The organism is Dactylosporangium sp. NPDC049525 (assembly GCF_040676755.1).
Lineage (GTDB): Bacteria > Actinomycetota > Actinomycetes > Mycobacteriales > Micromonosporaceae > Dactylosporangium.
This window is the reverse complement of record NZ_JBFAPO010000039.1, coordinates 47,801-70,741: the sequence shown is the minus strand read 5'-3', so window position 1 is coordinate 70,741 and position 22,941 is coordinate 47,801. Positions and strand designations below refer to the sequence as shown.

Here is a 22,941-nt window from a genome sequence, read left to right as displayed (position 1 = left end):
GGGGTCACCCACGGCGGTCGGCGAGCCAGCCGCGCAGCAGCTGGGCCACCTCGTCGGGCTGCTTCTCGACCATCTGGGTGATGTCGCGGAAGCGGCCGTCGCGGTCGAACTCCTCGCCCGGGCCGCCGGCGCCCTCCAGGGCGTGGGTGCCGCCGACACCGCCCTGACCCTCCAGGGCCAGCTTCGCGCGGGCCGCCTCGATCGCCGCCTGCATCTCCTCCAGGGCCGCGTTCTGCTGCTCGGTGAGCTTCTCCTTCTCCGCCTTGCGCCGCCGGCGGCCCGAGATCGCCGCGACGATCAGCAGGACCAGCAGCGCCAGGATGATCAGGCCCATCTGGACGTACTTCTGCTGCAGCTGGCTCTGCTCGGCCTTCGCCGCGTCCTTGGCCGCGTTCTGCTCCGCCTCGGCCTTGGTGGTGTCGAAGGCCATCGAGCTGACCGCGATCTGGTCGCCGCGGGTCGCGTCGAGGCCGACGGCGGAGGAGACCAGCTGCTGCAGCTGCGCCTCGTCGACCTTCGCCGCGGCGCTGTCGACGATGACGGCGACGGCGAGCTTCTTCACCGCGCCGGGCGCCGTCTTCTTCGTCTCGGTGACCATGCCGACGGCGTTGTTGCGGGTCTCGGTGGACTGCTGGTACGTGCCGTCACCGCCGGCGCCCGTGCCGTTGGGCACCTGGATGTTGTCGGGGCCGAGGACACCGCCGACCGGGGTGCCGTTGCCGCCGGTGTACTGCTCGGAGGTCTTCGACTCCGACAGCGGCGGGATGGCCGGGTCCGCGACGTACTTCTGTGTCTTGGTCTCGGTGGCGTCGAAGTCGAGGTCGGCGGTGACCTGCACGACGGAGTGCCCCGGCCCGACGACGGTGTCCAGCATGTGCTGCAGCGCGGTGTTGAGCCGCTGCTCGTACGCGGTCGTCTGCCCGGACTGCCCGTCGGCGGAGGATCCGGGGCCGTCGCCGGAGCTGGACAGGACCTTGCCGTTGGCGCCGACCACGGTGACCGCGGTCGGCTCGAGCCCTTCGACGCTGGAGGAGACCAGATGCACGATCGAGGTGACCGCGCCGCCCGCGAGGGCCTTCGTGCCGGTGTCGACGAGCACCGACGCGGTCGGCGCCAGCTGGTCGTCGGTGAAGACGTCCTTCTGCGGGATCGCCAGGTGCACGGTGGCCTTGTTGACGCCGTTGATCGCCTCGATCGTCTTGGCGAGCTCGCCCTCCAGGGCCCGGCGGTAGGTGACCTGCTGCATGAACTCGCTGGTCATGATGCCCTGCTTGTCGAGCAGCGCGTAGCCCGCGTCGCCGGAGGCGGGCAGGCCGGCGCCGCTCATCGAGATCCGCAGGTTGTACACCTGGTCGCTGGGCACGTTGATGGTGCTGCCGCCGTCGGACAGGCTGTAGGTGACGCCGTCGGCGTTGAGCTTGTCGACGATCGCGCTCGCGTCGCTGGCCGCCAGGTTGGAAAACAGCGGCGCCATGGTCGGCTTGCCGGCCCAGGTCGCGAAGAAGTAGCCGCCGATCGCGAGGGCCAGCACGGCGAAGACGGTGACCGCCCGCTGCCCGGGGGTGAACGCTGCCCAGCCGTCCTTGCCCCGCCGCAGGAGGGCGGTGAGCCGGTCCCGCATCAGGCCTGCATCCTCATGATCTCGTTGAAGGAGTCGAGGGCCTTGTTCCGCACGGCGACGGTGAGGCTGGTCGCGAGGCTGGCCTCCGTCGCGGCGATCATGTAGTCGTGCACGTCGGTGAGGCGGCCGGTGGCGGCCTGGACGGCGAGGTCGTCGGCGGTCTGCTGGACCTGCTGGAGCCGCTGGAGGCCCTGCGCGACCATGGCACCGAAGTCGGCGCCGGAGGACGACGGCCCGGTCGCGTCGGACGCGGTGATCGGCGAGATGGCGGGCAGGGCGCTGACGGCCCCGACGGCGGAGACGGTCATGGTCAGCCCTTCCCGATCTGGATCGCGGCCTGGTAGGCGTCCTTCGCCCGGTCGACCACGGTCAGGTTCGCCTGGTAGCCGCGCTGCGCCATGATTATCTGGGTCATCTGCGAGCCGAGGTCGACGTCGGGGTACCGCACGTACCCCTCGTGGTCGGCCAGGGGGTTCTCCGGCTCGTACACGAGGCGGCCCTTGGGATCACCGAGCGCGGTGCCGGCGACGACCGTGCCGCCCTCCCCGGTGCCGTAGTCGACGGCGCGGGCCTGCACGTACCGGGCACGGAACACCTGGCCGGAGGTCGGCTCGGCGTTGTTCATGTTGGCGACGTTGTCGGCGATCGCGTCGAGCCACTTGCGGTAGACGGTGACGCCGGTGCCGGCGATGCCGATCGCGCTGAAGATCGTCATCGTCAGCCCCTGATCGCGGTCCGCAGCAGCACGAACTTGTCGTCCGTCGCGCGCAGCATCGTCTGGTACCGCAGGCCGGTGTCGATGTTGGACAGCACCTCATGATCGAGGTTGACGTTGTTGCCGTCCTCGCGGGTCGGCTCCAGCGAGCGGGCCACGGCGATCGTCGCGTCCTTCGGGCTGCCCGCCTCGACCGCATTGAGCAGCGAGTCCTCGAACGACACCTTCCCGGCGAGGAAGCCGGGCGTCTCGATGTTGGCGATGTTGTCGGCGATGACCCGCTGCCGCTTCGACAGCCCCGTCAGGGCGCTGTGCAGGGTGACCGACGTGACGTCTTCGAACACGACAGGGACGCTCCCGTCCACCGAAAAACGGTTCCGCTTGCGGTGTGTCGCCGGTCCCTGGCTGCTGCGATGAGCGATCCTTGCTCGTAAGAGCTATCGGCGCAGCCCGCCGGGGGTTGAGGAATTCGGCCTCGGGGAAAACCCTCACGGCGCGAATCCGGGTGTGAGTCGGGTGCAGCCCGGATGTTTCCGGCGGCACCGATCCATAGCGTCTCTCTACGTGGAGAAGAGACCAGTTACCGTACGGGTGGCGCGCTGGAGCGCGGAGCACCCTTGGCGCGCAATCGCACTGTGGGTCGTGTTCGTCGCTGTCTGCTTCATCGGCGGCAACATGGCAGGGACCGTCGAGGCGAGCAACTCCGACCAGGCCATCGGCGAGTCCGGCCGGGCCGACGTCATCGTCAACGACGGCAAGTTCGACAACCCGGCGACCGAGAGCGTCCTCATCACGCCGCTGACCGGCACCCTGGACCGGGCCGCCGCGGACAAGGCCGCCGCGGACGTGGCGACCGCGATGAAGGCGCTGCCCGAGGTCGCCTCGGTGAGTGACCCCCTGCCCTCCCACGACGGCGGCGCGCTGCTGGTCCGGGTCACCATGAGCGGCGACCCCGACACCGCCCAGGACCGCGTCGGCAAGCTGCTCGACGCCACCGCCGGCGTCCAGCGGGCCCACCCGGAGCTGCGGGTCGAGGAGACCGGCGGCGAGTCCATCGGCCAGGCCATGGACGAGACCCTCGGCAAGGACTTCCAGCGGGCCGAGTTCCTCAGCCTGCCGGTGACGTTCGCGATCCTCATCGTCGCATTCGGCGCGCTCATCGCCGCCGGCGTGCCGGTGCTGCTCGCGCTGTCGTCGGTCGCGGCCGCGCTCGGCCTGTCGACGCTCGCCTCGCACCTGGTCCCGTCGACCGACACGACCGCCAGCGTCATCCTGCTCATCGGCATGGCCGTCGGTGTCGACTACTCACTGTTCTACCTGCGCCGCGAGCGTGAGGAACGGGCGAAGGGCCGCAAGCACCTCGACGCCGTCGAGATCGCGGCCGAGACGTCAGGGCACGCCGTGGTCGTCTCCGGCATCGCCGTGACGATCGCGATGGCCGGGCTGTTCCTCGCCGGCGACGTGGTCTTCTCGTCCCTGGCGGTCGGCTCGATCCTGGTCGTGCTCGTCTCCGTGATCGGCTCGCTGACCGTCCTGCCGGCACTGCTGTCGAAGCTGGGCCGCTGGATCGACCGGCCGCGCGTGCCACTGCTGTGGCGCCTCACCCGGCCCCGCGGCGCCGGTGAGGGCCAGTCCAAGGTCTGGGGCTTCATCCTCCGGCCCGCCCTGCGCAAGCCGGCGATCACCCTCACCGTGTCGGTCCTGGCGCTGCTCGCCCTTGCGGCGCCCGCCCTGACCATGCGGCTGAGCTTCCCCGGCATGGAGGACCTGCCGCGCACCACACCGGCGATGCAGGCCTACGACCGCCTGGTCAAGGCGTTCCCGAGCAACGGCACGGTGCACACCGTCGCCGTCCGCGTCCCGGCCGGGCAGCTCGACGCGACGAAGGCCGCGCTGACGGAGCTGGCGACGAAGGCCGCCGCCGACCCGCTGTTCGCGCCGCTGGACGAGGCCCCCGACATCGAGGTCTCCGCCGACGGCACGGTCGCGGTGCTCGACGTCGCCACCCCGTTCGCCGGCCGCTCCGAGCAGGCGAAGGAGTCCCTCGACCGGCTGCGCGAGGTCATGGTCCCGCAGACCGTCGGGCACGTGCCGGGCCTGACGCTGGGGTCGGACGCCGCCGTCGGCGGGTTCGTCGGTGCCGACGTCGACTACGCCGGTCACGTCAAGCAGAAGCTGCCGCTGGTCGTCGGCTTCGTGCTGATCCTGACGTTCCTGGTGATGGCGTTCACGTTCCGCTCGGTGGTCGTCGCGGTCACCTCGATCGCGCTCAACCTGCTCTCCGCCGGCGCGTCCTACGGCCTGGTCGTCGTGATCTTCCAGGGCACCTGGGCCGAGGGCATCCTGGGGTTCAAGTCCATGGACGCGGTCGTGTCGTGGCTGCCGCTGTTCCTCTTCGTGGTGCTGTTCGGCCTGTCGATGGACTACCACGTGTTCGTCGTCAGCCGCATCCGCGAGGCGGTCAAGCAGGGCATGTCCACCCGCGACGCGGTGGCGCACGGCATCACCGGCTCCGCCGGCGTGGTCACCAGCGCGGCGATCGTGATGGTGGGCGTGTTCTCCATCTTCGCGACGCTGAGCACCGTGGACATGAAGCAGCTCGGCGTCGGCCTGGCCGCCGCGATCCTGCTCGACGCGACCATCATCCGCGCGGTCGTCCTGCCGTCGCTGATGACCCTGCTCGGCAACGCCAACTGGTGGGCGCCGCGCTTCATGCGGCGCCGCGAGGTGCCGCCGGCTCCGGCCGCCGAGCGCGAGCTGGTCGGCGCCGGCCGCTGAGGAACCCCGCAACGCCCGGCCGGCACCGTTTCCTCAACGGTGCCGGCCGGTTGCCGATCAGGTCGGTGTGGACCCTCAACCGCGGCGTCCCTGCGTGGCCGTCATCCTGCCGTCCCGGGACGCGGCCGCGTTCGGGTGCTGCGCCGGGCTGGCCGCTCAGGTCGCAGCCCGCGGCTGGGACGTCCTGAGCGTTGAACCGCGCCGGGCGAGCCGCCCGGCGCTGGCGGAGACGGGCACGGCGCAGGGCGTCCGCCGGTTCGTCCTCGGCGTCGCCAACGCGGCGCCGTTCCTCGGTGACACGCCGTCGGAGTCGCTGCTGTGCGAGCTGTTCGCCGGCCGACCCGTCGACGCGATCCACCTGCACCTCGCCGGCGACCTCGCCGACCCCGCGATCATGGAGCGCGGCTGGTTGCTCGGCGTCCCGCTGATCACCAGCGTCCACGCCGGCTGGCACCCGCCGCCCGGCGAACCCGCCCAGGCGTACCTCACCGACCAGTTCACCCGCGCCGACCTCGTCTGCGTCGCCGACCAGCGCGGGCTGCAGGCCGACTGGCTCGACCCCGGCAGTCCCGTGCTCGATCACTCCAGCGCCCGCTCCGGCAAGGGCTGGGCCGACGTCTACCGGGAGCTGGTCGGCGACCTCGCCCCGCCCCGGACCGGGCTCACGATGAGCGTCGTCGTCACCGTGGACGAGCGGCCCGCCCCGCTGCGCGACTGTCTCGCCGCGCTGTGCCGGCAGACGCTGCCGGCCACCCGCTTCGAGGTGGTCGTGGTCGACGACGGCGCCGCCGAGCAGGTCGTGCTGCCGTTCCAGGACCGGCTCGACCTGACCTTCGTCCGGCTCCAGCCCGGCGCCGGCGTCGGCGCGGCCCGCAACGCCGGCGTCGAGGCGTCCCGCGGCGACATCCTGTGCTTCCTCGACGGCGGCGACGAACCCGCGCCCCGCTGCCTCGCCGAACACCTGCGCACCTACGCCGAGCACGGCGACGAGGTCGACGCGGTCCTCGGCTGGACCGGCCCGACCGCGGACCTGGCCACGAGCGTCGAGGCGTGGCTCGCGTTCCGGGGTCTCGTCCACATGAGTCACGAGGGGCTCCGGCATCTCAGCGCCGGCGACTGGTACCAGTTCTGGGGCCGTCGCTACACGATCCGGCGCAGCGTGCTGGGCGGCATCCGGTTCGAGGTGCCGTTCGCCGAGGACGCCGACGTCGCGTACCGCCTCGCCGACCGGCCGCGCGGCCTGCGGGTGGTGCACAACCGGCACGCCGTGCAGCGGGTCCGCGCCGGCTTCGACGCGCTGTCGCTGATCCACCGGGCCGGGCGGGTCGGGCAGGCCCGGGCCCGGCTCGCCGAGCGGCACCCGTCGCTGCGCACCCATCCCGCGTTCCGCGGCACCACCTACGAGGCGACCGCCCGAAAACTGGCCCGGCGCACCGACGCCCGGCTGCGGCTGCTCACCGCCACCTGGCCGGTCGCGATCGAGGACCTCCGCGCGCGGGCTGACCCGTACGGCCGGGGCACCCTGCTGGACCGGATGCACGCCGACCTCGTCACCGTCAACTCCATCGAGGTGAGCCTCGGCTGGCTGCTCGCCTGCCGCCGGGCGGCCGCACGCGAGGAGGGCCGGCCACTGCGGATCGGGGTCAGCGCCCTGTCGCCACTGCTCGACGACGTGGTCCGCGAGCTCGCCGCCGCGCCCGCCGGCGGCGCCGTCCTCGTCGTCGGCGTCCCGCCCGGCCACGCGTTCACCGGTGCGCGCTGCGCCGGCGGCGGCGTCGAGGCCGACGTCCTGGCCTGCGACGACGCCGACGACCTGTGGCGCGCCTGCGACGTCGTCTGCGCGTTCACCCCGCCCGACGGCCACGACCCTTACCGGCACGCCCTGCCACTGCCCCGCGGCACCCTGGCGGGGACGCTGCGCGACCTGCTCGGCACCCGCGAGCACGCGAGCCTGCGATGAGCTGGCCGCGCATTCCCCGGGTGTTCCACCGCATCTGGTTCGGCGGCCCCCTGCCCGCCCGGGCGCGGGCGTTCGGCGAGACGTGGCAGCGGCACCACCCGGGCTGGCAGCTGCGGCTGTGGCAGGACGGCGACGTCCCGCCGCTGGTCAACCAGGCCGCCTTCGACGCCGCCGGCTCACCCGCGCAGCAGGCCGACATCTTCCGCTACGAGCTGCTCCTCGCCCACGGCGGCGTCCACCTGGGCCCGGACTTCGAATGCCTCCGCAACATCGAGGACCTGCTGGCGGGGGTACCGGCATTCACCGCCCGTGAGGACGGCTTCCAGGCCGGTGTCGGGCTGCTCGGGTGCGTCCCCGGCCATCCGTTCCTCGCCGCCGTCGTCGCCGCGCTGCCCGACGCCCTGGCGTGGCGGTCCGGGCGGTCCTCGCAGGGGCGGACGGGACCGGAGCTGCTCACCCGCGTCCTGGCCGAGCAGGACGCCCTGGGCCGCGAGATCCCGGCCGTGTTCGGCGCCGAGCTGTTCTACCCGTACCACTGGACCGAGCCGCACCGTGCGGGCGAGCGCTTCCCCGGCGCGTACGCCATCCACCACTGGGCGAAGTCCTGGCATCAGCCGGCGACGGTGCGGACCGGCGCCGGTGCCGTGCCGCCCAGCCGCATCCTGGTCCTCGTCGACCCCGACCTGATCGAGTCGGCGGTGGTGGTGCTGTCCGGTGCGCTGGAGGTGGCGACCGCCGTCCCCGGCGCCGAGCTGGCCCTGGTCGTCAAGGGCGTCCCCGAGGTCACGGAGGCGATCGGCGACGCGATCGCTGGCGTCGTGCGGCAGCTCGCGGGCGGCCGGACACTGCCGGACATCGTCGTCTACGGCGAGCCGGAGGGCAGTTCGCTGCCCGCTGCCGTCCGGGTCGGGATGAGCGCCGACCCGGCCGAGAACGCCCGCTCGGTGCTGGCGCTCGCCCACGTCGCGTCCTAGGACCGGTGTTCAGGCGTCGGCGAGCTCGATCGAACCGGACACCCGCGGCGCGAGGATGCGCATCTCCTGCAGGACGGGGGCGCTCTGATCGTCCGGTACCGCCGACAGGGCGTCGTTCAGCAGCGGCAGCGCGGCCTCGTCGTGGAACATCTCCAGGGCGATCGCCGCGGCGAGGGTGCGCTCCCGCGGGGTGCGCCGGGCGTCCTCGGACAGGGCGAGCAGCGTGCAGCGCTCGGCGAAGCCGTGCTGGCGCAGCCGGGCGGACCACTCCATGGCGCGGATCAGCGGCACGAGCCGGCCGACCCGGGCGGCGACGGTCAGCACGGTCGGCTCACCGGGGTACCGCCGCCACAGCGCCTCGAGCAGCTCGTCGGCGGCCTCCGGCGGTGCCTCGGCGATGCCGAACAGCAGCCCGCGCAGCCCTTCGCGGGGCAGCAGCTCGGCGACCTCGGCGAGGCTGCCGTCGGCGGCGCCGAGCACCTGCGCCAACCGGGACACGGGCACCGGCACCAGGCCCTCCCGCAGCGACTTGCGCAGCTGCGCCGCCGCCTCCTGATGGCGGTCCAGCCGGCTCAGCGTGTCGATGTGCAGCCCGGCGAAGCGGCCCCGGCCGACCCCGTACAGCAGGTCGTTCATGCCCGACTCGGGCAGGCCGGCGACGATCTCCAGGGCGCGTTCGTAGTCGCCCTCGGCGAAGCGGAGCTTGACCTCGTGCTCGTCGACCGTGAACGAGGTGCTGGCGACCCGGCGCAGCTCCTCGATGGTCTCGTTGGCCTCGGCGAGCCGGTTCAGGGCGAGGTAGGCGTCGGCGAGGATCTTCAGGAACAGCACCTGGTGGCTGTTCTCCTTCGCCTGCGCGAGGCCGCGCCTGGAGGTCTCGATCGCCTCCTCGAGGTGACCGGAGCCGATCTGGGCGCGGGCGAGGTTGCCGACGGCGGTGATGCCGCTGACGTCCTCCGCGGCGAGGATGGCCAGGCGCAGGTTGCGTTCGGTCTTGCCCTTCACCGTCCTGCGCAGCTGGGTGTAGCCGGAGTGGTCGAGCACCAGCGCGGGCAGCTGGGGGCCGACCATGGCCTGCCCGGTGATCCGGTCGACGACCTGCTCGTGCAGCCGGCCGTAGAGCCGCACCGGGGCCCGGCGGAACAGCCGCGGGTAGTAGATCGTGCTGGCGCCGGCGCCGCCGTCGTGCCCCTCCTGGTTGTCGATGGTCACGAAGAACGCCCTGGCCTCGCTCCCCGCGACGGCCTCCCGCACGGCCCGGGGGTCGCCGGTGAAGACCTCGTCCGCGTCGACCCACAGCGCCCACTTGCCCCGGCAGTGCTCCAGGCAGCGGTTGCGGGCGTCGCCGAAGTGCTCGTTCCAGAAACCCTCGACGACCCGGGCACCGTGGGCGCGGGCCACCGCGACGGTGTCGTCGGTCGATCCGGTGTCGTACACGACGATCTCGTCGACCAGGTCGCGCAGCGCGTCGAGGGAACGGCCCAGCACGTCCGCCTCGTCCTTCACGATCAGCGTCGCGCTGAGCAGCGGCGCGTCCGCCGGGTCCAGGAAGTCGGCGCGCAGGCCGCACGCCGGCGATCCCACGTGCGCGACCAGCGCGGCGTGCGCGACGGTGATCCTGCCCTGCGCGGTGAGCCCGTCCCACGGCAGGTCCGCGGTCGGGCCGCCGGCGATGGCCAGGGCGTCCCGGCGGATCGCCACGCACACGGGGCCGAGCCGGTCCACGTCGCTGAACTCGCCGCGGTGGTCCTGCCGCCACTGCCGGGCGTACGCCTTGAACGCCGACGCGCTGGTCATCGCATGCTCCGGCAGCTGCGCCTGCTGCGGGCCGAAGGTGTGCTGGCAGCTGGGGCCGGTCGCGACCACGGCCGGGTCGTGGAAGGGCTCCAGGACGGGGTCGAGCCAGTTCGCCGACAGGATCACGTCGCCGTCGACCAGCACGACGATCGGGTGGCGGGTGGCGTCGAGGCCGGCGGCCCAGCGGTCGGCGACGCCGGACCCGGCGGCCGGTCCGATCACCTTCAGCCAGGTCTCCGCGCGCAGCTCGGCGTGCAGCTCGGGGCGGCCCGGCGGCAGGACACACACCACCTCGTCGCGCAGGCCGAGGGTGGGCCGCAGCGACTGCAGGCAGGCGTGGAAGTCGTCGGGGCTGCCCCCGGCGGCGACGATCACGGACACCGGGATGTGGGTCATGCCGACACCATCGGCGCTTTCGGGCGCAATCGGAGTGCTTTTCAGGTGCGGTTGTCGACGAAGACGGGCACCGAGTCGACCGCCTCCCGGTGCAGCCGGCTGACCAGCCGGGCCTGCTGGCGGTTGCCCGCCATCGCGATGGTCAGCTCCCGCGCCAGGTCCAGTTGCCGCTGCACGAGCCGCCGGGCCCGGTCCGCGAGCGCGAGCGGCAGCGGCCCGAGCCCGTCCGGCGGCGTGAACGTCACCGGCGTCACGGGTGCGGTCTCCAGCACGTCCCGGTGCCGCAGCAGCTGCTCGACCTCGTCCGCCTCCAGCTCCATCGCCTCCAGGGCGGCGACCCACGCGGTGTCCCACCCACTGTCCGGCGACCTCTCCGGCGACGGCGGTGTCACGGCCCGGTCCCGATCACTTGCGTCGCGGCCTCCCGCCACGCGTCGCGCAACTGCTCGGCGAAGCTCTGCACGGCCTCGACCTTGCTCCGGTCGCCGGTCACGTTCGCCTGGACCAGTTCGGTGATCAGGTAGCTGTACAGCGAGGCGAGGCCGGGGCCGCCGCTCCACGCGGAGGTGTCCAGCGTCGCCCGGAGCTCCATGATGATCTCCTGGGCGTGCTGCATCCGCCCGGATGCCGTCTGCCGGTCGCCCTGCTCCAGCGACTGGCCCGCGATCATCAGGTCCAGCACGAGCCGGTCGTACAGCATCACGAGCAGCCGGGAAGGGGGAGCGGTCGCGACGCTGTCACTGACGTAGCGGTTGCGCAGGGCTTGTGTGGTCATGCGATCTCCAGGGCCTGAGGGGGAATCGGCCTAGCCGAGCGAGGCGAGCTGTCCTGACAACCAGTTGCCCTGGTTCTTCAGCTTGCCCAGCGCGGTCTCCATCGCGCCGAACTGTTTCTGCAGCGTCGCCTGGCGGGCCTGCAACCGGACGTCCCAGTCGTCGACGCGGTGGTTGAGGTCCGTGATGGCGTCGTTGCCGCTGGTGATCAGCCGGGACAGCGTGCCGGTGTTGGTCTGCGTCGACTTGTCCGCGACGCCGGCCATCCTGTCGGCGAGGCCGGTCTTCAGGGTGACGTCGGTCTGCGCGGTGTCGACGAAGAGCGCCTGGGTGTTCTCCGGGTCGGCGTTGAGCGCCGCGATGAACTTCGCCTTGTCGAACGTCAGCCGGCCGTCGCGGGTCAGCTCGACGCCGACCGCCTTGAAGCTGCCGTTGGCGGCGGTGCCGCCGGAGACGGTGTTCAGCACGCTGCTGGAGACCTGCGACATGATGCTGTTGCCGGCGAGCGGGCCGCCGGGGACCGCGCCGCTCTTGTTCTTGGTCTGGGTGCCGATCTCGGTCAGCGCCGCGTTCGCCGCGTCGACCATCGCCTGGACCTTGGCGGCGATGCCTTCGGTGTCGCTGGCGACGGTGACCGTCACCGGCGGGTCGGTGACCGCCTGTTTTTTCGTGGCGGTCACGGTCAGGCCGCTCATCAGGTCCTTGAACGTGTTCGTGGACGACTTCACCAGGAGCGGGGGGTCCTGGTCGCCCAGGGCCAGCTCGGCGTCCGTGCCCTGGGAGACGAGGGCGATGCTGCCGAGGCCGCTGAACGGGGTGGTGTTGCCGCCGGTGAACGAGAACTCCGACGCCGCGCCGGTCGAGGTCGACGAGAGCTGCATCGTGTAGTTGCCAGGGGAGACCTGGAATGCGGTGGCCTTCACGCCGAGGTCGGCGGTCTTGTTGATCGCGTCGACGACGCCCTTGAGCGACTTGTCGGTGAGGGTGACCGTCTTGTCGACGCCGCCGACGTTGATCGAGATCGACGCGTCACTGGTGATGACGTCGGTGAGTGCGGTGGCGGTGGGTTGGCCGAAGACGAAGGAGTGGGCCGAGGCCAGCTGGTTCACCCGGAAGGACAGCGAGCCGCTCTGCGTGCTGCTCGACGCGGTGGTCGTGGCCGTGGCGGCGTCCGAGCTCGACGTGGCGACGCCGCCCTTCCAGGCGGCCGGGTCGGCGAGGGCCTTGGCCGCGTCGAGCAGCCCCTTCATCTTGCTGTTGATGCCCTGATATGCGGTGACGACCTTCTGCTGTGTGGCGACCTTGGTCTTGAGGGCGTTCTGTGGCGCGGCCTCGACCTGCATCAACCCGCTGATGACCGAGGAGGTGCTCATCCCTGAGATGAGGCCGTCGACGCTACCCATGTTGGAACCTCCGTGAGACAAAGCGTGCGGGGAGGAAACCTGGGTCCCCTCCCCGCCCTACGAGCGCTGTCAGCGCAGCAGTGACAAGACGTTCTGCGGCGCCTGGTTGGCCTGGGCCAGCATGCTGGTGCCGGCCTGGGTCAAGATCTGTGATCGGGTGAACGACACCATCTCCTGCGCCATGTCCGTGTCCCGGATCCGTGACTCGGACGCGGATAGGTTCTCCACGGCGACGTTGAGGTTGTTGATGGTGTGCTCGAAGCGGTTCTGGTATGCACCGAGCGTCGCCCTGGCGGTCGAGACGCCCTTGATCGCGGTGTCGATCGAGGTGATGGCCGCGGACGCGCCGGTCACCAGGTCGAGCCCGGCGACCCCGAGTCCGGTCGAGTCGAAGCCGGTGACGCCGGTGACGCTGCCGAAGGCGGCGGTGCCGAGGCTGACCGTGATCTGGTCGGCGGTGGCCGTGTTGGCGCCGACCTGGAACGTGCCGGTGTAGGCCGTCGCCGGGTCGAGCAGGAGCTGCCCGCCGAACGCCGTCGTGGTGGCGATCCGGTCCAGTTCCTGGTTCAGCTGTGCGAACTCGGTCTGCGCCGCCGTACGGGCGTCCGAGTCCTGCGAACCGGTGGACGACGCCTGCACGGACAGGTCGCGCATGCGCTGCAGGATGGAGTGTGTCTCGGTGAGCGCGCCTTCAGCGGTCTGCACGACCGAGATGCCGTCCTGCGCGTTGCGCACGGCGACCTTCAGGCCGCCGATCTGCGAGCGCAGGCCTTCACTGATCGACAGGCCGGCCGCGTCGTCGGCGGCCCGGTTGATCCGGAAGCCCGACGACAGCTTCTCCAGCGACTTGCTCATCTGGCTGTCCGTCACGGACAGGTTCCGGTAGGAGTTCTGAGCGGCGATGTTGTTGTTGATCCGTAGACCCATGTCAGTTCCTCCTTGAGCTCGGTCCGGCCGTCCGTGGCCTGTTCACGGAGCAGATCGGCCGGGCCCGCGGGGAGTTGAGGAGAAACGGCCCGGAGGGTCGGCTACTGGCAGGGCACGGCGCCCTGGGTGGGTGCCGTGCCCTGTCAAGCCCTCGTCAGGTCATCGACTCAAGCTCCTAGCGCAGCAGCGAGAGGACGTTCTGCGGCGCCTGGTTGGCCTGGGCCAGCATGCTGGTGCCGGCCTGGGTCAGGATCTGTGAGCGGGTGAACGACACCATCTCGGAGGCCATGTCCGTGTCCCGGATGCGCGACTCCGAGGCGGACAGGTTCTCCACGGCGACGTTGATGTTGTTGATGGTGTGCTCGAACCGGTTCTGGTATGCACCGAGCGTGGCCCGAGCAGTCGAGACACCCTTGATCGCTGTGTCGATCGCGGTGATGGCCGCGGACGCGGCGGTCACGAGGTCGAGCGAAACAACCCCGAGCCCGGTCGAGTCGAAGCCGGTGACCCCGGTGACGCCACCGAAGGCGGCGGTGCCGAGGTCGACCGCGATCTGGTCAGCGGACGCGGTGTTCGCGCCGACCTGGAACGTGCCTGTGTAGGAGCCCGCCGGGTCGAGCAGTTTCTGCCCGCCGAAGGACGTGGTGGTGGCGATCCGGTCCAGCTCCGCATTCAGCTGAGTGAACTCGGTCTGCGCCGCCGTGCGCGCATCGGTGTCCTGCGAACCCGTGGACGACGCCTGAACGGACAGGTCACGCATACGCTGCAGGATGGAGTGCGTCTCGGTGAGAGCACCTTCAGCGGTCTGCACGACCGAGATGCCGTCCTGAGCGTTGCGCACCGCGACCTTCAGGCCGCCGATCTGGGACCGAAGACCCTCGCTGATTGAGAGGCCTGCCGCGTCGTCGGCGGCACGGTTGATCCGGAAACCCGACGACAGCTTCTCCAGCGACTTGCTCATCTGGCTGTCCGTGACCGACAGGTTACGGTAGGCGTTCTGAGCAGCGATGTTGTTGTTGATGCGAAGACCCATGAAATTTCCTCCTTGAAGCGGGTCGCGTCCCGGGCCATCCGTGGCCCAGTCGTACTCCTCATCGGCGTTTCGCCTTGCCACATAAGGGTTCTGCGGGAAAAAGTCCGGAGAGACAGCAGCGGCGCCTCCGGGGGTGGAGGCGCCGCTGCCGTGTCATCACTGAGGAGGGTGGTGCGCGTGGTGCGTACGGTGCGGTGCGGACTAGCGCAGCAGGGACAGCACGTTCTGCGGCGCCTGGTTGGCCTGGGCCAGCATGCTGGTGCCGGCCTGGGTCAGGATCTGCGAGCGGGTGAAGGACACCATTTCCTGGGCCATGTCCGTGTCCCTGATCCGGGACTCGGACGCGGACAGGTTCTCCACCGCGGTGTTGATGTTGTTGATGGTGTGCTCGAACCGGTTCTGGTACGCACCGAGCGTCGCCCGAGCGGTCGAGACACCCTTGATCGCTGTGTCGATCGCGGTGATCGCGGCCGACGCGCCGGTCACCAGGCTGAGCGCGACGACGCCGAGCCCGGTCGAGTCGAAGCCGGTGACCCCGGTGACGCTGCCGAAGGCGGCGGTGCCGAGGTTGACGCCGATCTGGTCGGCGGTCGCGGTGTTGGCGCCGACCTGGAACGTGCCGGTGTAGGCGCCGGCCGGGTCGAGCAGCTTCTGCCCGCCGAAGCTGGTCGTCGTCGCGATCCGGTCCAGTTCCGCGTTCAGCTGGGTGAACTCGGTCTGCGCCGCCGTACGGGCATCGGTGTCCTGCGAACCGCTCGAGGACGCCTGCACGGACAGGTCGCGCATGCGCTGCAGGATGGAGTGCGTCTCGGTGAGCGCGCCTTCAGCGGTCTGCACGACCGAGATGCCGTCCTGCGCGTTGCGCACGGCGACCTTCAGGCCGCCGATCTGGGACCGGAGACCCTCACTGATCGACAGGCCGGCCGCGTCGTCGGCGGCGCGGTTGATCCGGAAGCCCGACGACAGCTTCTCCAGCGACTTGCTCATCTGGCTGTCGGTGACCGACAGGTTCCGGTAGGCGTTCTGCGCGGCGATGTTGTTGTTGATGCGAAGACCCATGGTGATTCCTCCTTGATTCGGGCCGTACTGCCCGGGCCGTCCTTGGCCCGCTCGCTCAACACATCGGCGTCAGGACCCGGAGGATGAGGAATCTGTTCAAGAAGTTTTCCGCAACGCAACTACAACGCGAAGAGACCCGGCTCCATGGGAACCGGGTCTCTCGTCAGACGCTGTACGGGATGCCGAGCGGTGTGGTGTGCGCCAGCCGGGCGCTCAGGTTGCCCTGGTCCGCGATCTGGTTGTAGTACGCCTCCCGCCGGCGGGCGATGCAACCGCCGGCCCGTTCCTGCGCGGCCACCAGGTGCGGGTCGAGGTGGTTGTTGAGCCCGTCGCGCAGCAGCACCAGGGCCTCGGAGCGCAGCTGGCTGATCCGGCTCTCCGTCACGCCCAGCTCCCGTGCGATGTCGGTCATCGGGCGCTCGTCGAAGAAGTACGCCGTGATGACCTGGCGCAGCCGCTCCGGCAGCGCGCCGATCGCGTGGTGCAGGTAGCCGATCCGTTCCCGGTGCAGAATCAGGTCCTCGGGCCCCGGGGTGCGCTCCGGGACCAGGTCCTCGGCGGTGCCGGCGGCGAATCCCTGCAGCGACAGCACCACGGCCCGCTGGACGTCGTCGTCGATCGTCTTGAGTTCGTCCGGTGCCACGCCGAGGGCTTCGGCGAGTTCGGTCTGGGTGGGGGTGCGGCCGAGGGTGGCGGTGAGTTCCTGTTGGGTGGTTTCGACCTTGCGGGCGCGGGTGCGCACGGATCGGCTGGCCCAGTCGAGGCCGCGGAGTTCGTCGAGGAGGGCGCCGCGGATGCGGGTGGTGGCGAAGCTGCCGAAGGGGATGCCGCGGCTGGCGTCGAAGCCCTTCGCGGCGTGGGCGAGCGCGGCCATCCCGGCCGACACCAGGTCCTCCCGCGACACGTGGGACGGCAGGCGACTGAGCATCTCGCGGACCAGGTGCCCCACCAGTGGCAGGTGGGCGCGGACAAGGTCCTCGCGTTCGCGGGCGGTGGTGGTGGGGCGGGCCTGGGTGGCGGTGCTGGTCACGGCAACCTCTTCGTGGCAGGAGTGGGTCTTCGTGTGCCGGGAAGTGCCGGCAAGATCCAGCCTCTGTCACTTTGGGTACACAATCGGTCGCACTTGGTTGCGAACCGGTTGTTGTCCTCAGGCTGCGTCCGGCAGCTCCGACGTGGGCATCCCCAGCGCCGTGGTGTGCGCCAGCCGGGCGCTCAGGTCGCCCTGGCGCGCGATCTGGCTGTAGTACGCCTCCCGCCGACGGGCCACGCAGCCGTTGCCCCGCTCCTGCGCGGCCACCAGCTGCGGGTCGAGGTGGTTGTTGAGCCCGTCGCGCAGCAGCACGAGGGCCTCGGAGCGCAGCTGGCTGATCCGCGACTCGGTGACGCCCAGCTCGGCGGCGATGTCGGTCATCGGCCGTTCGTGGAAGAAGTACGCGGTGACGACGTGCCGCAGCCGCTCCGGCAGCGCGTTGACGGCGTGGTGCAGGTAGCCGATCTTCTCCCGGTGCAGGATCAGGTCCTCCGGGCCCGGGGTGCGCTCCGGGACCAGGTCCTCGGCGGTGCCGGCGGTGAACCCTTGCAGCGACAGCACGACCGCGCGCTGCACGTCGTTGCCGATCGCCTTGAGCTCCTCGGGCGCCACGCCGAGCGCCTCGGCGAGTTCCGTCTGGGTGGGGGTGCGGCCGAGGGTGGCGGTGAGTTCCTGTTGGGTGGTTTCGACCTTGCGGGCGCGGGTGCGCACGGATCGGCTGGCCCAGTCGAGGCCGCGGAGTTCGTCGAGGAGGGCGCCGCGGATGCGGGTGGTGGCGAAGCTGCCGAAGGGGATGCCCCGGCTCGGGTCGAAGCCCTTCGCGGCGTGGGCGAGCGCCGCCATCCCGGCCGACACCAGGTCCTCCCGCGACACGTGCGCGGGCAACCGGCCCAGCATCTCGCGGACCAGGTGCCCCACCAGCGGCAGGTGGCTGCGGACGGCCGCGTCCAGCTCGGCCGGGTTCAGCTCGGTGGCCCGGGCTTCGGTCCGAGCGTCGGCCGGGGCGTCGGCCGGAGCTTTTGTCAGGGCTTCGGTCGGGGACTCGGTCTGGGCTTCGATGGTGACGGTCACGGCAACCTCTTCGTGGCAGGAGTTGGTCGAAAACCAGCCTCGGTTGCCGTGGGTGCAGGTCGAGGTGACGCAAAGTTGCGGGGAGGTTGTACTCAACCCTCGTATCGACCTGCCGACCTATGTGGGTGAAGCGATCGATGACGTGGGGAAGGGCGGCACACGCATGGGCCTGGCGGACCTCGCGAGCATCCTGTGGCGCGAGCGGGAGATGCTGGAGCTGCTGCTGTTCAAGCTCGAGGAGGAGCAACTCGTCCTCGCGGGCGGGCGCACCCGCTGGCTCGCCCACGCCACCCGCGAGGTCGAGGTCGTCCTCGAGGAGATCCGGCGCACCGAGGTCGTCCGCGCCGCCGAGGTCGAGGCGATCGGCGCCTCCCTCGGGCTCGGCCCCAACCCGAGCCTCACCCAGCTCGCCGAGGCCTCCCCGGCGCCGTGGTCGGACCTGCTCAACCAGCACCGCATGGCGTTCATGACGCTGACCGCCGAGGTCAGCGCGCTCGCCGAGGCCAACCGCGACATCCTCACCACCGGCGCGCGGGCCGCCCGCGAGACGATGCTGGCCGTCGCCGGATCCGTCGAGACCTACGGGCGGCGGGGGCAGACCGTGGGTTCGGCTCCCCGTACCCGGCTGATTGACGAGGCGATGTAGATGAGCACCTTCTCCGGCCTGAACACCGCGCTGTCCGCGCTCTACGCGCAGCGCCGGGCGCTGGACATCACCGGCCAGAACGTCGCCAACGTCAACACCGAGGGCTACTCACGGCAACGGGTGGAGCTCGCCCCGGTCGAGAACGTGACCGAGCCGGCCCGCTACTCGATCTCCAGCGGCGTCGGCGACGGCGTCAGGATCACCGGCGTCACCCGGCTGCACAACGAGTTCATGACCAACCGCACCCGGGCCGAGCACGGGCTCAACGAGTACCTGCAGGCGCAGAAGACCGTCTACACCAACATCGAGCAGGCGCTCGGCGAGCCCAGCGACAACGGGCTGCAGGCGCAGCTGTCGGAGTACTGGACCGCCTGGTCCGACGTGGCGAACCGCCCCGGCGACCCCTCGTCCCGCACCGCGCTGCTCTCCCGGGCCAACACGGTCGCCGGCACGATGCGCACCACCAGGGCCAACCTCGCCGAGCTGTACACCGCCACCCGCGAGCAGCTCGGCGCCGACATCAACGTGGTCAACCAGACCACCGCCGGCATCGGCGACCTCAACGCCCGGATCGCGCTGGCGAAGGTCGCCGACATGCCGACCAACGAGCTGTCCGACAAGCGCGACCAACTGGTGCTGCGGCTGTCGGAGCTGACCGGCGCGACCGCCCGGCCCAAGCAGGACGGCAGCACCGACGTGCTGCTCGCCGGCGCGGTGATCGTGCAGGGCGACACGGTGCGCCAGCTGGAGGCGGTCGGCTCGACCACCGTCGACGGGCGGGCGGCAGCACCGCCGCGGGTGCAGTTCGTCGGCGGCGGGATCGCCTCCATCACCACGGGCAAGATCGCCTCGCGGCTGGAGGCGCTCACCAAGACCGTTCCGGACGCGGTGCAGGGCCTCGACGACGTCGCCGGCCTGCTCATCAGCACCGTCAACACGCAGCACGCCAAGGGCTGGGACATCACCGTCGTGCCGCCGGCCACGGTCCCCACCCCGGTGCAGGGCGGCGACTTCTTCTCGGGCACGGACGCCCACGACATCGGCGTGGCGATCACCGACCCGACGAAGGTCGCGGCGTCCGGCACGGCCACCAACCCGTTCCAGGGCGACAACGCGATCGAGATGGCGAACCTCGCGAAGGACACCGCGGGCGCCGACGTCAGGTACCGCAACTTCGTGGTGGACACGGGCGTCGCGGCACAGACGATCAACCGGCGCGCCGACGCGCAGCAGGTCATCTCCGACGACGTGAGCGCGGCCGAGCAGGCCGAGTCCGGCGTCAGCCTGGACGAGGAGATGACCAACATGCTGCAGTTCCAGCGCGCGTACGAGGCCGCGGCAAAGGTCATCTCGGTGGTCGACACCACGCTCGACTCGCTGATCAACATGAAACGGTAGGGGGAACGGATGCCCGGCTTCCGCGTCACCGAACGGTCCATGGCCAGCAACACGCTGGCGAACCTGCAGGTCAACCTCTCGCGTAACCAGCAACTGCAGGAGCAGCTGTCCAGCGGCAAGCTCATCACCAAGGCGTCGGACTCGCCCGGCGGCGCGGTGATCGCGATGCAGCACCGTTCCGACATGGCGACGCTCAACCAGTACTCGCGTAACGCCGACGACGGCATCGGCTGGCTGAGCATGGCCGACACCGCGCTGACCAGCGCCTCGACGCAGATGAACCGGGCCCGCGAGCTGGTGCTCTCCGGCCTGTCGAGCGGCTCGGCCGGCAGCGTCGAGGCACGGGAGGCGATCGCGCTGGAGATCGACAACCTGCGGGAGTCGATGCTCAACCTGTCGAACACCACGTATCTGGACCGGCCGATCTTCGGCGGCAGCACCTCGGGCTCGATCGCCTACGACAAGGACGGCGTCTTCCAGGGCGACGACGGGAAGATCAACCGCACGATCAGCGGCAACGCCACCGTCCGGGTCGACACCAGCGGCGACGACGTCTTCGGCGCCGGCACCGGCAACGTCTTCAACCTGCTCGGGCAGATCGCCGACGACCTGCGCACGAACCCGGCCGGGCTGCAGGCCGACCTGGCCCAGGTCGACACGGCGCAGAAACGTATCCAGGCGGGCCTCTCCGGGGTCGGTTCCAGATACAATCAAGTGACCGAAATGCAGCAAACTGCCCAGAACAGGGTGCTCGATCTGCGGGCGCAACTCTCCGACGTCGAAGACATCGACCTGCCCAAGACGATCACCGAACTCGCCCTGCAGCAGACCGCCTACCAGGCCGCGCTCGCCGCCACCGCGAAGGTGATCCAGCCGTCGCTGGTCGACTTCCTGCGGTAGGCCGCGCCGCAAGCACATACGTGAGGAATCCATGAGCGTCGCGACTGTGGGACACCCAGAGACCACCACGTTGCCGGTGATCGACTTCGTAGCGCCGATGCCGGGCTTCCCGGACGACCGCCGGTTCGTGCTGGTCCGCCTCGAGGACACGGGCATGCTGTATGCCCTGACCTCGGTCGACTCGGCGGGGCTGCGGTTCCTGGTGGTGCCGCCCGCGCAGTTCTTCCCCGACTACGCGCCGGAGATCGACGACGACGCACTCGCCGCGCTCGGTGCCGGCGACGAGACCGACCTGCTGGTCCTGCTCGTCGTCACGGCCGGCGACGGGGTGGAGGACGCGACCGTCAACCTGATGGCGCCGATCGTGCTGGACCAGCGCAGCCGCCGCGCCGTGCAGCTGGTCCTGACCCGCAGCGGCCTGTCGGTGCGCCAGAAGCTCGTCGTCGTCGCCTGATCGGGTCTTCTCAACTTGCAGAACCGGCATATCGGGTACTGTTCGCGTATCGCCCAGCGAAGGAGCGGCTTGTGCTCGTCCTGACCCGACGTCCCGGGGAAAGCGTGATGGTCGGTGACGACGTCGTCGTCACCGTGCTCGACGTGCGCGGCGACGTGGTGCGGCTGGGCATCAAGGCGCCACGCAGCATCCAGGTCCACCGCGAAGAGGTCTACCGCGAGCTCCAGAAGGTCAACCGCGAGGCCGCGTCGCCCAGCGACGTCGCCGTGCGGGCCCTGAGCCGCATGCTCCGCGCCGACGTCGAGCAGCAGTAACCAGGAAGAACCCGACTTCTCAGGACGTCTCCACCGATGCCGATAGGCCGGATGGGTAACGCCTCGAGAAGGGCACGTCCATGGCCGCTCTGCGCGGATGGGTACGAAACCGGCCGATCGTCGTCAAGCTGGGTGCGATCTTCGTCGTTTCCCTGCTGACCGTCGTCGCGCTCCTCTTCGCCGGCACCCGCGCGCTGAACGACGGTGAGGAACGGGCCCGGCAGCTGGAGCGGGTCGGCCAGCTGACCAGGCAGACCCTCGAGGCCGACATGGCGCACGACGCCATCCGCGGCGACGTGCTGCGCATCCTGCTCGCGGTCTCCCGCGGCGGGGACATCGCCACCGAGGCCACCGAGGTGCAGTCCGACCTCACCGACCACTCCGCCATCCTCGGCGGCGCGGTCACCACCTTCACCGCCGACGGCATGAACCCCTCCGTCCGGGCCGCCGCGCAACGGGTCGCCCCGGCCATCACCAACTACATCGACCTCGCCGGCAAGACCGTGCGGGCCGCGGTCGGCGGCGAGGCGAACCCGGCCAGCTACGCCGGGTTCCAGACCGCCTTCTCCGCGGTCGAGGAGCAGCTGCCGGCCATCAGCGACGCCCTGGAGCAGGTCGCCGCGGCCGCGTCGAAGTCCGTCGGCGACGAACGCGACCGGGCCGTGCTCACCCTGTCCGCCGCGGGCGTCCTCGGCCTGCTGCTCACCGTCGCGATCAGCTGGCTCGTCATGCGCGGCATCATCGTGCCGCTGCGCGAGGTGTCCACCGTGCTCAACGGCATGGCCGAGGGCGACCTCTCGCACACCTCGAAGGTCGAGTCCACCGACGAGGTCGGAGCGATGGCCCGCGACCTCAACCGGGCCATCGCCAGCGTCCGCGGCACCGTGCAGTCGCTGTCCACCACGGCGCGCACCGTCGCCGTCTCCGCCGACGAGCTGACCGGCGCCTCGCAGCGGATCTGCTCCGCCGCCGAGCTCGCCCGCGACCGGGCCGGCAGCGCGAACCACGCCGCCGGGGAGGTCTCGCACAACGTCGAATCGCTCGCCTCCGCCAGCGAGGAGATGGGTGGCTCCATCGCCGAGATCTCCCGCAACGCCAACGCCGCCCTGCGCGTCGCCGGCGACGCGGTCGCCATGGCCGGCCAGACCAACACGATGATGTCCCGCCTGGGCGCCTCCTCCGTCGAGATCGGCAACGTCGTCAAGGTGATCACCTCGATCGCCGAACAGACCAACCTCCTGGCCCTCAACGCCACCATCGAGGCCGCCCGCGCCGGCGACGCGGGCAAGGGCTTCGCGGTCGTCGCCGGCGAGGTCAAGGAGCTCGCCCAGGAGACCGCCCGCGCCACCGACGACATCAGCCGCCGCGTCGAGCAGATCCAGGCCGACACCGGCCGAGCCGTCGAGGCGATCAGCGAGATCGGCTCGATCATCGCCCGCATCAACGACTTCCAGGTCACCATCGCCAGCGCCGTCGAGGAGCAGACCGCCTCCACCCAGGAGAGCAGCCGGACCGTCAGCGACGTCGCCACCCGTACCGGGGAGATCGCCGCCACGATCGCGGACATCGCGGACGTGGCCAACCGGAACACCGCCGAGGCCGACACGTCGCTGACCGCGGCCCGCCAGCTCGCGGGCATGGCCGAGGACATGAACGCCCTGGTAGCTCGTTTCCGTTTCTGACCGAATCGGC

22 protein-coding genes are annotated in these 22,941 nt (G+C 70.9%); 9 read left to right on the top strand and 13 right to left on the bottom strand.

Features of this window, described 5'->3' with window-relative positions; translation table 11 throughout:
- Positions 1-4: 4 nt before the first annotated feature.
- Genes fliF through AB0K00_RS38835 form a run of 4 tightly spaced genes read right to left on the bottom strand, consistent with a single transcriptional unit; the run spans position 5 to position 2,680 of the window.
- Positions 5-1,621 (bottom strand): flagellar basal-body MS-ring/collar protein FliF, encoded by a 1,617-nt coding sequence (fliF, locus tag AB0K00_RS38850; protein WP_363531532.1) that lies wholly within the window; start codon positions 1,619-1,621, stop codon positions 5-7.
- A complete protein-coding gene (gene fliE / locus AB0K00_RS38845; RefSeq protein WP_363531529.1) occupies positions 1,621-1,929 on the bottom strand; it encodes a flagellar hook-basal body complex protein FliE in 309 nt (102 codons plus the stop codon). The genes fliF and fliE overlap by 1 nt, the downstream gene beginning before the upstream one ends.
- A gap of 2 nt (positions 1,930-1,931) precedes the next feature.
- Positions 1,932-2,336 carry a flagellar basal body rod C-terminal domain-containing protein gene (locus AB0K00_RS38840; protein WP_363531526.1) on the bottom strand — a complete coding sequence of 135 codons (405 nt, stop codon included), beginning with the start codon at positions 2,334-2,336 and terminating at the stop codon, positions 1,932-1,934.
- A 2-nt stretch (positions 2,337-2,338) separates the two neighbouring features.
- On the bottom strand, positions 2,339-2,680 hold the full coding sequence (locus tag AB0K00_RS38835) for a flagellar basal body protein (RefSeq protein WP_363531523.1): 342 nt from the start codon (positions 2,678-2,680) through the stop codon (positions 2,339-2,341).
- A 298-nt stretch (positions 2,681-2,978) separates the two neighbouring features.
- On the opposite strand from AB0K00_RS38835, the gene AB0K00_RS38830 reads away from it, so the two are divergent.
- The 3 genes from AB0K00_RS38830 (at position 2,979) to AB0K00_RS38820 (ending at position 8,048) form a co-directional block, all read left to right on the top strand.
- The gene (locus AB0K00_RS38830; protein WP_363531520.1) at positions 2,979-5,114 is read left to right on the top strand and encodes an MMPL family transporter; all 2,136 of its coding nucleotides are present in this window, start codon (positions 2,979-2,981) and stop codon (positions 5,112-5,114) included.
- A 94-nt stretch (positions 5,115-5,208) separates the two neighbouring features.
- Positions 5,209-7,074 carry a glycosyltransferase family 2 protein gene (locus tag AB0K00_RS38825; protein WP_363531517.1) on the top strand — a complete coding sequence of 622 codons (1,866 nt, stop codon included), beginning with the start codon at positions 5,209-5,211 and terminating at the stop codon, positions 7,072-7,074.
- Positions 7,071-8,048, top strand: a complete 978-nt coding sequence (locus tag AB0K00_RS38820) for a glycosyltransferase (RefSeq protein WP_363531514.1) — start codon at positions 7,071-7,073, stop codon at positions 8,046-8,048. Before AB0K00_RS38825 ends, AB0K00_RS38820 begins: the two co-directional genes overlap by 4 nt.
- Positions 8,049-8,057: 9 nt before the next feature.
- On the opposite strand, the gene AB0K00_RS38815 is transcribed toward AB0K00_RS38820, so the two are convergent.
- The 9 genes from AB0K00_RS38815 to AB0K00_RS38775 all read right to left on the bottom strand — a co-directional run bounded on the left by AB0K00_RS38815 (position 8,058) and on the right by AB0K00_RS38775 (position 17,432).
- On the bottom strand, positions 8,058-10,241 hold the full coding sequence (locus tag AB0K00_RS38815) for a glycosyltransferase (RefSeq protein WP_363531511.1): 2,184 nt from the start codon (positions 10,239-10,241) through the stop codon (positions 8,058-8,060).
- A 41-nt stretch (positions 10,242-10,282) separates the two neighbouring features.
- The gene (locus AB0K00_RS38810) at positions 10,283-10,633 is read right to left on the bottom strand and encodes a hypothetical protein (protein WP_363531508.1); all 351 of its coding nucleotides are present in this window, start codon (positions 10,631-10,633) and stop codon (positions 10,283-10,285) included.
- Positions 10,630-11,016, bottom strand: a complete 387-nt coding sequence (gene fliS, locus AB0K00_RS38805; RefSeq protein WP_363531505.1) for a flagellar export chaperone FliS — start codon at positions 11,014-11,016, stop codon at positions 10,630-10,632. Before fliS ends, AB0K00_RS38810 begins: the two co-directional genes overlap by 4 nt.
- 30 nt (positions 11,017-11,046) lie before the next feature.
- Entirely contained in the window at positions 11,047-12,417 is a 1,371-nt protein-coding gene (gene fliD, locus AB0K00_RS38800) for a flagellar filament capping protein FliD (RefSeq protein ID WP_363531502.1), read from the bottom strand.
- A gap of 69 nt (positions 12,418-12,486) precedes the next feature.
- Positions 12,487-13,344 (bottom strand): flagellin, encoded by an 858-nt coding sequence (locus AB0K00_RS38795; protein ID WP_363531499.1) that lies wholly within the window; start codon positions 13,342-13,344, stop codon positions 12,487-12,489.
- 175 nt (positions 13,345-13,519) lie between these two features.
- Positions 13,520-14,377, bottom strand: a complete 858-nt coding sequence (locus tag AB0K00_RS38790) for a flagellin (RefSeq protein WP_363531496.1) — start codon at positions 14,375-14,377, stop codon at positions 13,520-13,522.
- Between the two features lie 201 nt (positions 14,378-14,578).
- Positions 14,579-15,436 (bottom strand): flagellin, encoded by an 858-nt coding sequence (locus AB0K00_RS38785; RefSeq protein WP_363531493.1) that lies wholly within the window; start codon positions 15,434-15,436, stop codon positions 14,579-14,581.
- A gap of 163 nt (positions 15,437-15,599) precedes the next feature.
- Positions 15,600-16,466, bottom strand: coding sequence for a FliA/WhiG family RNA polymerase sigma factor (locus tag AB0K00_RS38780; RefSeq protein WP_363531490.1), 867 nt, complete (start codon positions 16,464-16,466; stop codon positions 15,600-15,602).
- 117 nt (positions 16,467-16,583) lie between these two features.
- Positions 16,584-17,432: a FliA/WhiG family RNA polymerase sigma factor gene (locus tag AB0K00_RS38775; protein ID WP_363531652.1), complete on the bottom strand. Its 849-nt coding sequence runs from the start codon at positions 17,430-17,432 to the stop codon at positions 16,584-16,586.
- 268 nt (positions 17,433-17,700) lie between these two features.
- On the opposite strand from AB0K00_RS38775, the gene flgN reads away from it, so the two are divergent.
- The 6 genes from flgN (at position 17,701) to AB0K00_RS38745 (ending at position 22,931) form a co-directional block, all read left to right on the top strand.
- A complete protein-coding gene (gene flgN / locus AB0K00_RS38770) occupies positions 17,701-18,183 on the top strand; it encodes a flagellar export chaperone FlgN (RefSeq protein ID WP_363531487.1) in 483 nt (160 codons plus the stop codon).
- Positions 18,184-19,581, top strand: a complete 1,398-nt coding sequence (flgK, locus tag AB0K00_RS38765) for a flagellar hook-associated protein FlgK (RefSeq protein ID WP_363531484.1) — start codon at positions 18,184-18,186, stop codon at positions 19,579-19,581.
- Positions 19,582-19,590: 9 nt separating this feature from the next.
- Positions 19,591-20,481, top strand: coding sequence for a flagellar hook-associated protein FlgL (gene flgL / locus AB0K00_RS38760; RefSeq protein WP_363531481.1), 891 nt, complete (start codon positions 19,591-19,593; stop codon positions 20,479-20,481).
- A 46-nt stretch (positions 20,482-20,527) separates the two neighbouring features.
- Positions 20,528-20,935, top strand: a complete 408-nt coding sequence (locus tag AB0K00_RS38755) for a flagellar assembly protein FliW (RefSeq protein WP_363531478.1) — start codon at positions 20,528-20,530, stop codon at positions 20,933-20,935.
- A gap of 71 nt (positions 20,936-21,006) precedes the next feature.
- Complete coding sequence (gene csrA, locus AB0K00_RS38750) at positions 21,007-21,249, top strand: carbon storage regulator CsrA (RefSeq protein WP_203847552.1); 243 nt, start codon at positions 21,007-21,009, stop codon at positions 21,247-21,249.
- Positions 21,250-21,329: 80 nt separating this feature from the next.
- Entirely contained in the window at positions 21,330-22,931 is a 1,602-nt protein-coding gene (locus AB0K00_RS38745; RefSeq protein ID WP_363531475.1) for a methyl-accepting chemotaxis protein, read from the top strand.
- The last annotated feature ends 10 nt before the right edge of the window (positions 22,932-22,941 follow it).

What these genes read in the sequence shown, in the direction of transcription:
- fliF (WP_363531532.1), bottom strand. Translation starts at nt 1,621, where the DNA reads ATGCGGGACCGGCTCACCGCCCTCCTGCGGCGGGGCAAGGACGGCTGG.
- fliE (WP_363531529.1), bottom strand. Translation starts at nt 1,929, where the DNA reads ATGACCGTCTCCGCCGTCGGGGCCGTCAGCGCCCTGCCCGCCATCTCG.
- AB0K00_RS38840 (WP_363531526.1), bottom strand. Translation starts at nt 2,336, where the DNA reads ATGACGATCTTCAGCGCGATCGGCATCGCCGGCACCGGCGTCACCGTC.
- AB0K00_RS38820 (WP_363531514.1), top strand. Translation starts at nt 7,071, where the DNA reads ATGAGCTGGCCGCGCATTCCCCGGGTGTTCCACCGCATCTGGTTCGGC.
- AB0K00_RS38815 (WP_363531511.1), bottom strand. Translation starts at nt 10,241, where the DNA reads ATGACCCACATCCCGGTGTCCGTGATCGTCGCCGCCGGGGGCAGCCCC.
- fliS (WP_363531505.1), bottom strand. Translation starts at nt 11,016, where the DNA reads ATGACCACACAAGCCCTGCGCAACCGCTACGTCAGTGACAGCGTCGCG.
- fliD (WP_363531502.1), bottom strand. Translation starts at nt 12,417, where the DNA reads ATGGGTAGCGTCGACGGCCTCATCTCAGGGATGAGCACCTCCTCGGTC.
- AB0K00_RS38795 (WP_363531499.1), bottom strand. Translation starts at nt 13,344, where the DNA reads ATGGGTCTACGGATCAACAACAACATCGCCGCTCAGAACTCCTACCGG.
- AB0K00_RS38790 (WP_363531496.1), bottom strand. Translation starts at nt 14,377, where the DNA reads ATGGGTCTTCGCATCAACAACAACATCGCTGCTCAGAACGCCTACCGT.
- AB0K00_RS38785 (WP_363531493.1), bottom strand. Translation starts at nt 15,436, where the DNA reads ATGGGTCTTCGCATCAACAACAACATCGCCGCGCAGAACGCCTACCGG.
- flgN (WP_363531487.1), top strand. Translation starts at nt 17,701, where the DNA reads ATGGGCCTGGCGGACCTCGCGAGCATCCTGTGGCGCGAGCGGGAGATG.
- flgK (WP_363531484.1), top strand. Translation starts at nt 18,184, where the DNA reads ATGAGCACCTTCTCCGGCCTGAACACCGCGCTGTCCGCGCTCTACGCG.
- flgL (WP_363531481.1), top strand. Translation starts at nt 19,591, where the DNA reads ATGCCCGGCTTCCGCGTCACCGAACGGTCCATGGCCAGCAACACGCTG.
- AB0K00_RS38745 (WP_363531475.1), top strand. Translation starts at nt 21,330, where the DNA reads ATGGCCGCTCTGCGCGGATGGGTACGAAACCGGCCGATCGTCGTCAAG.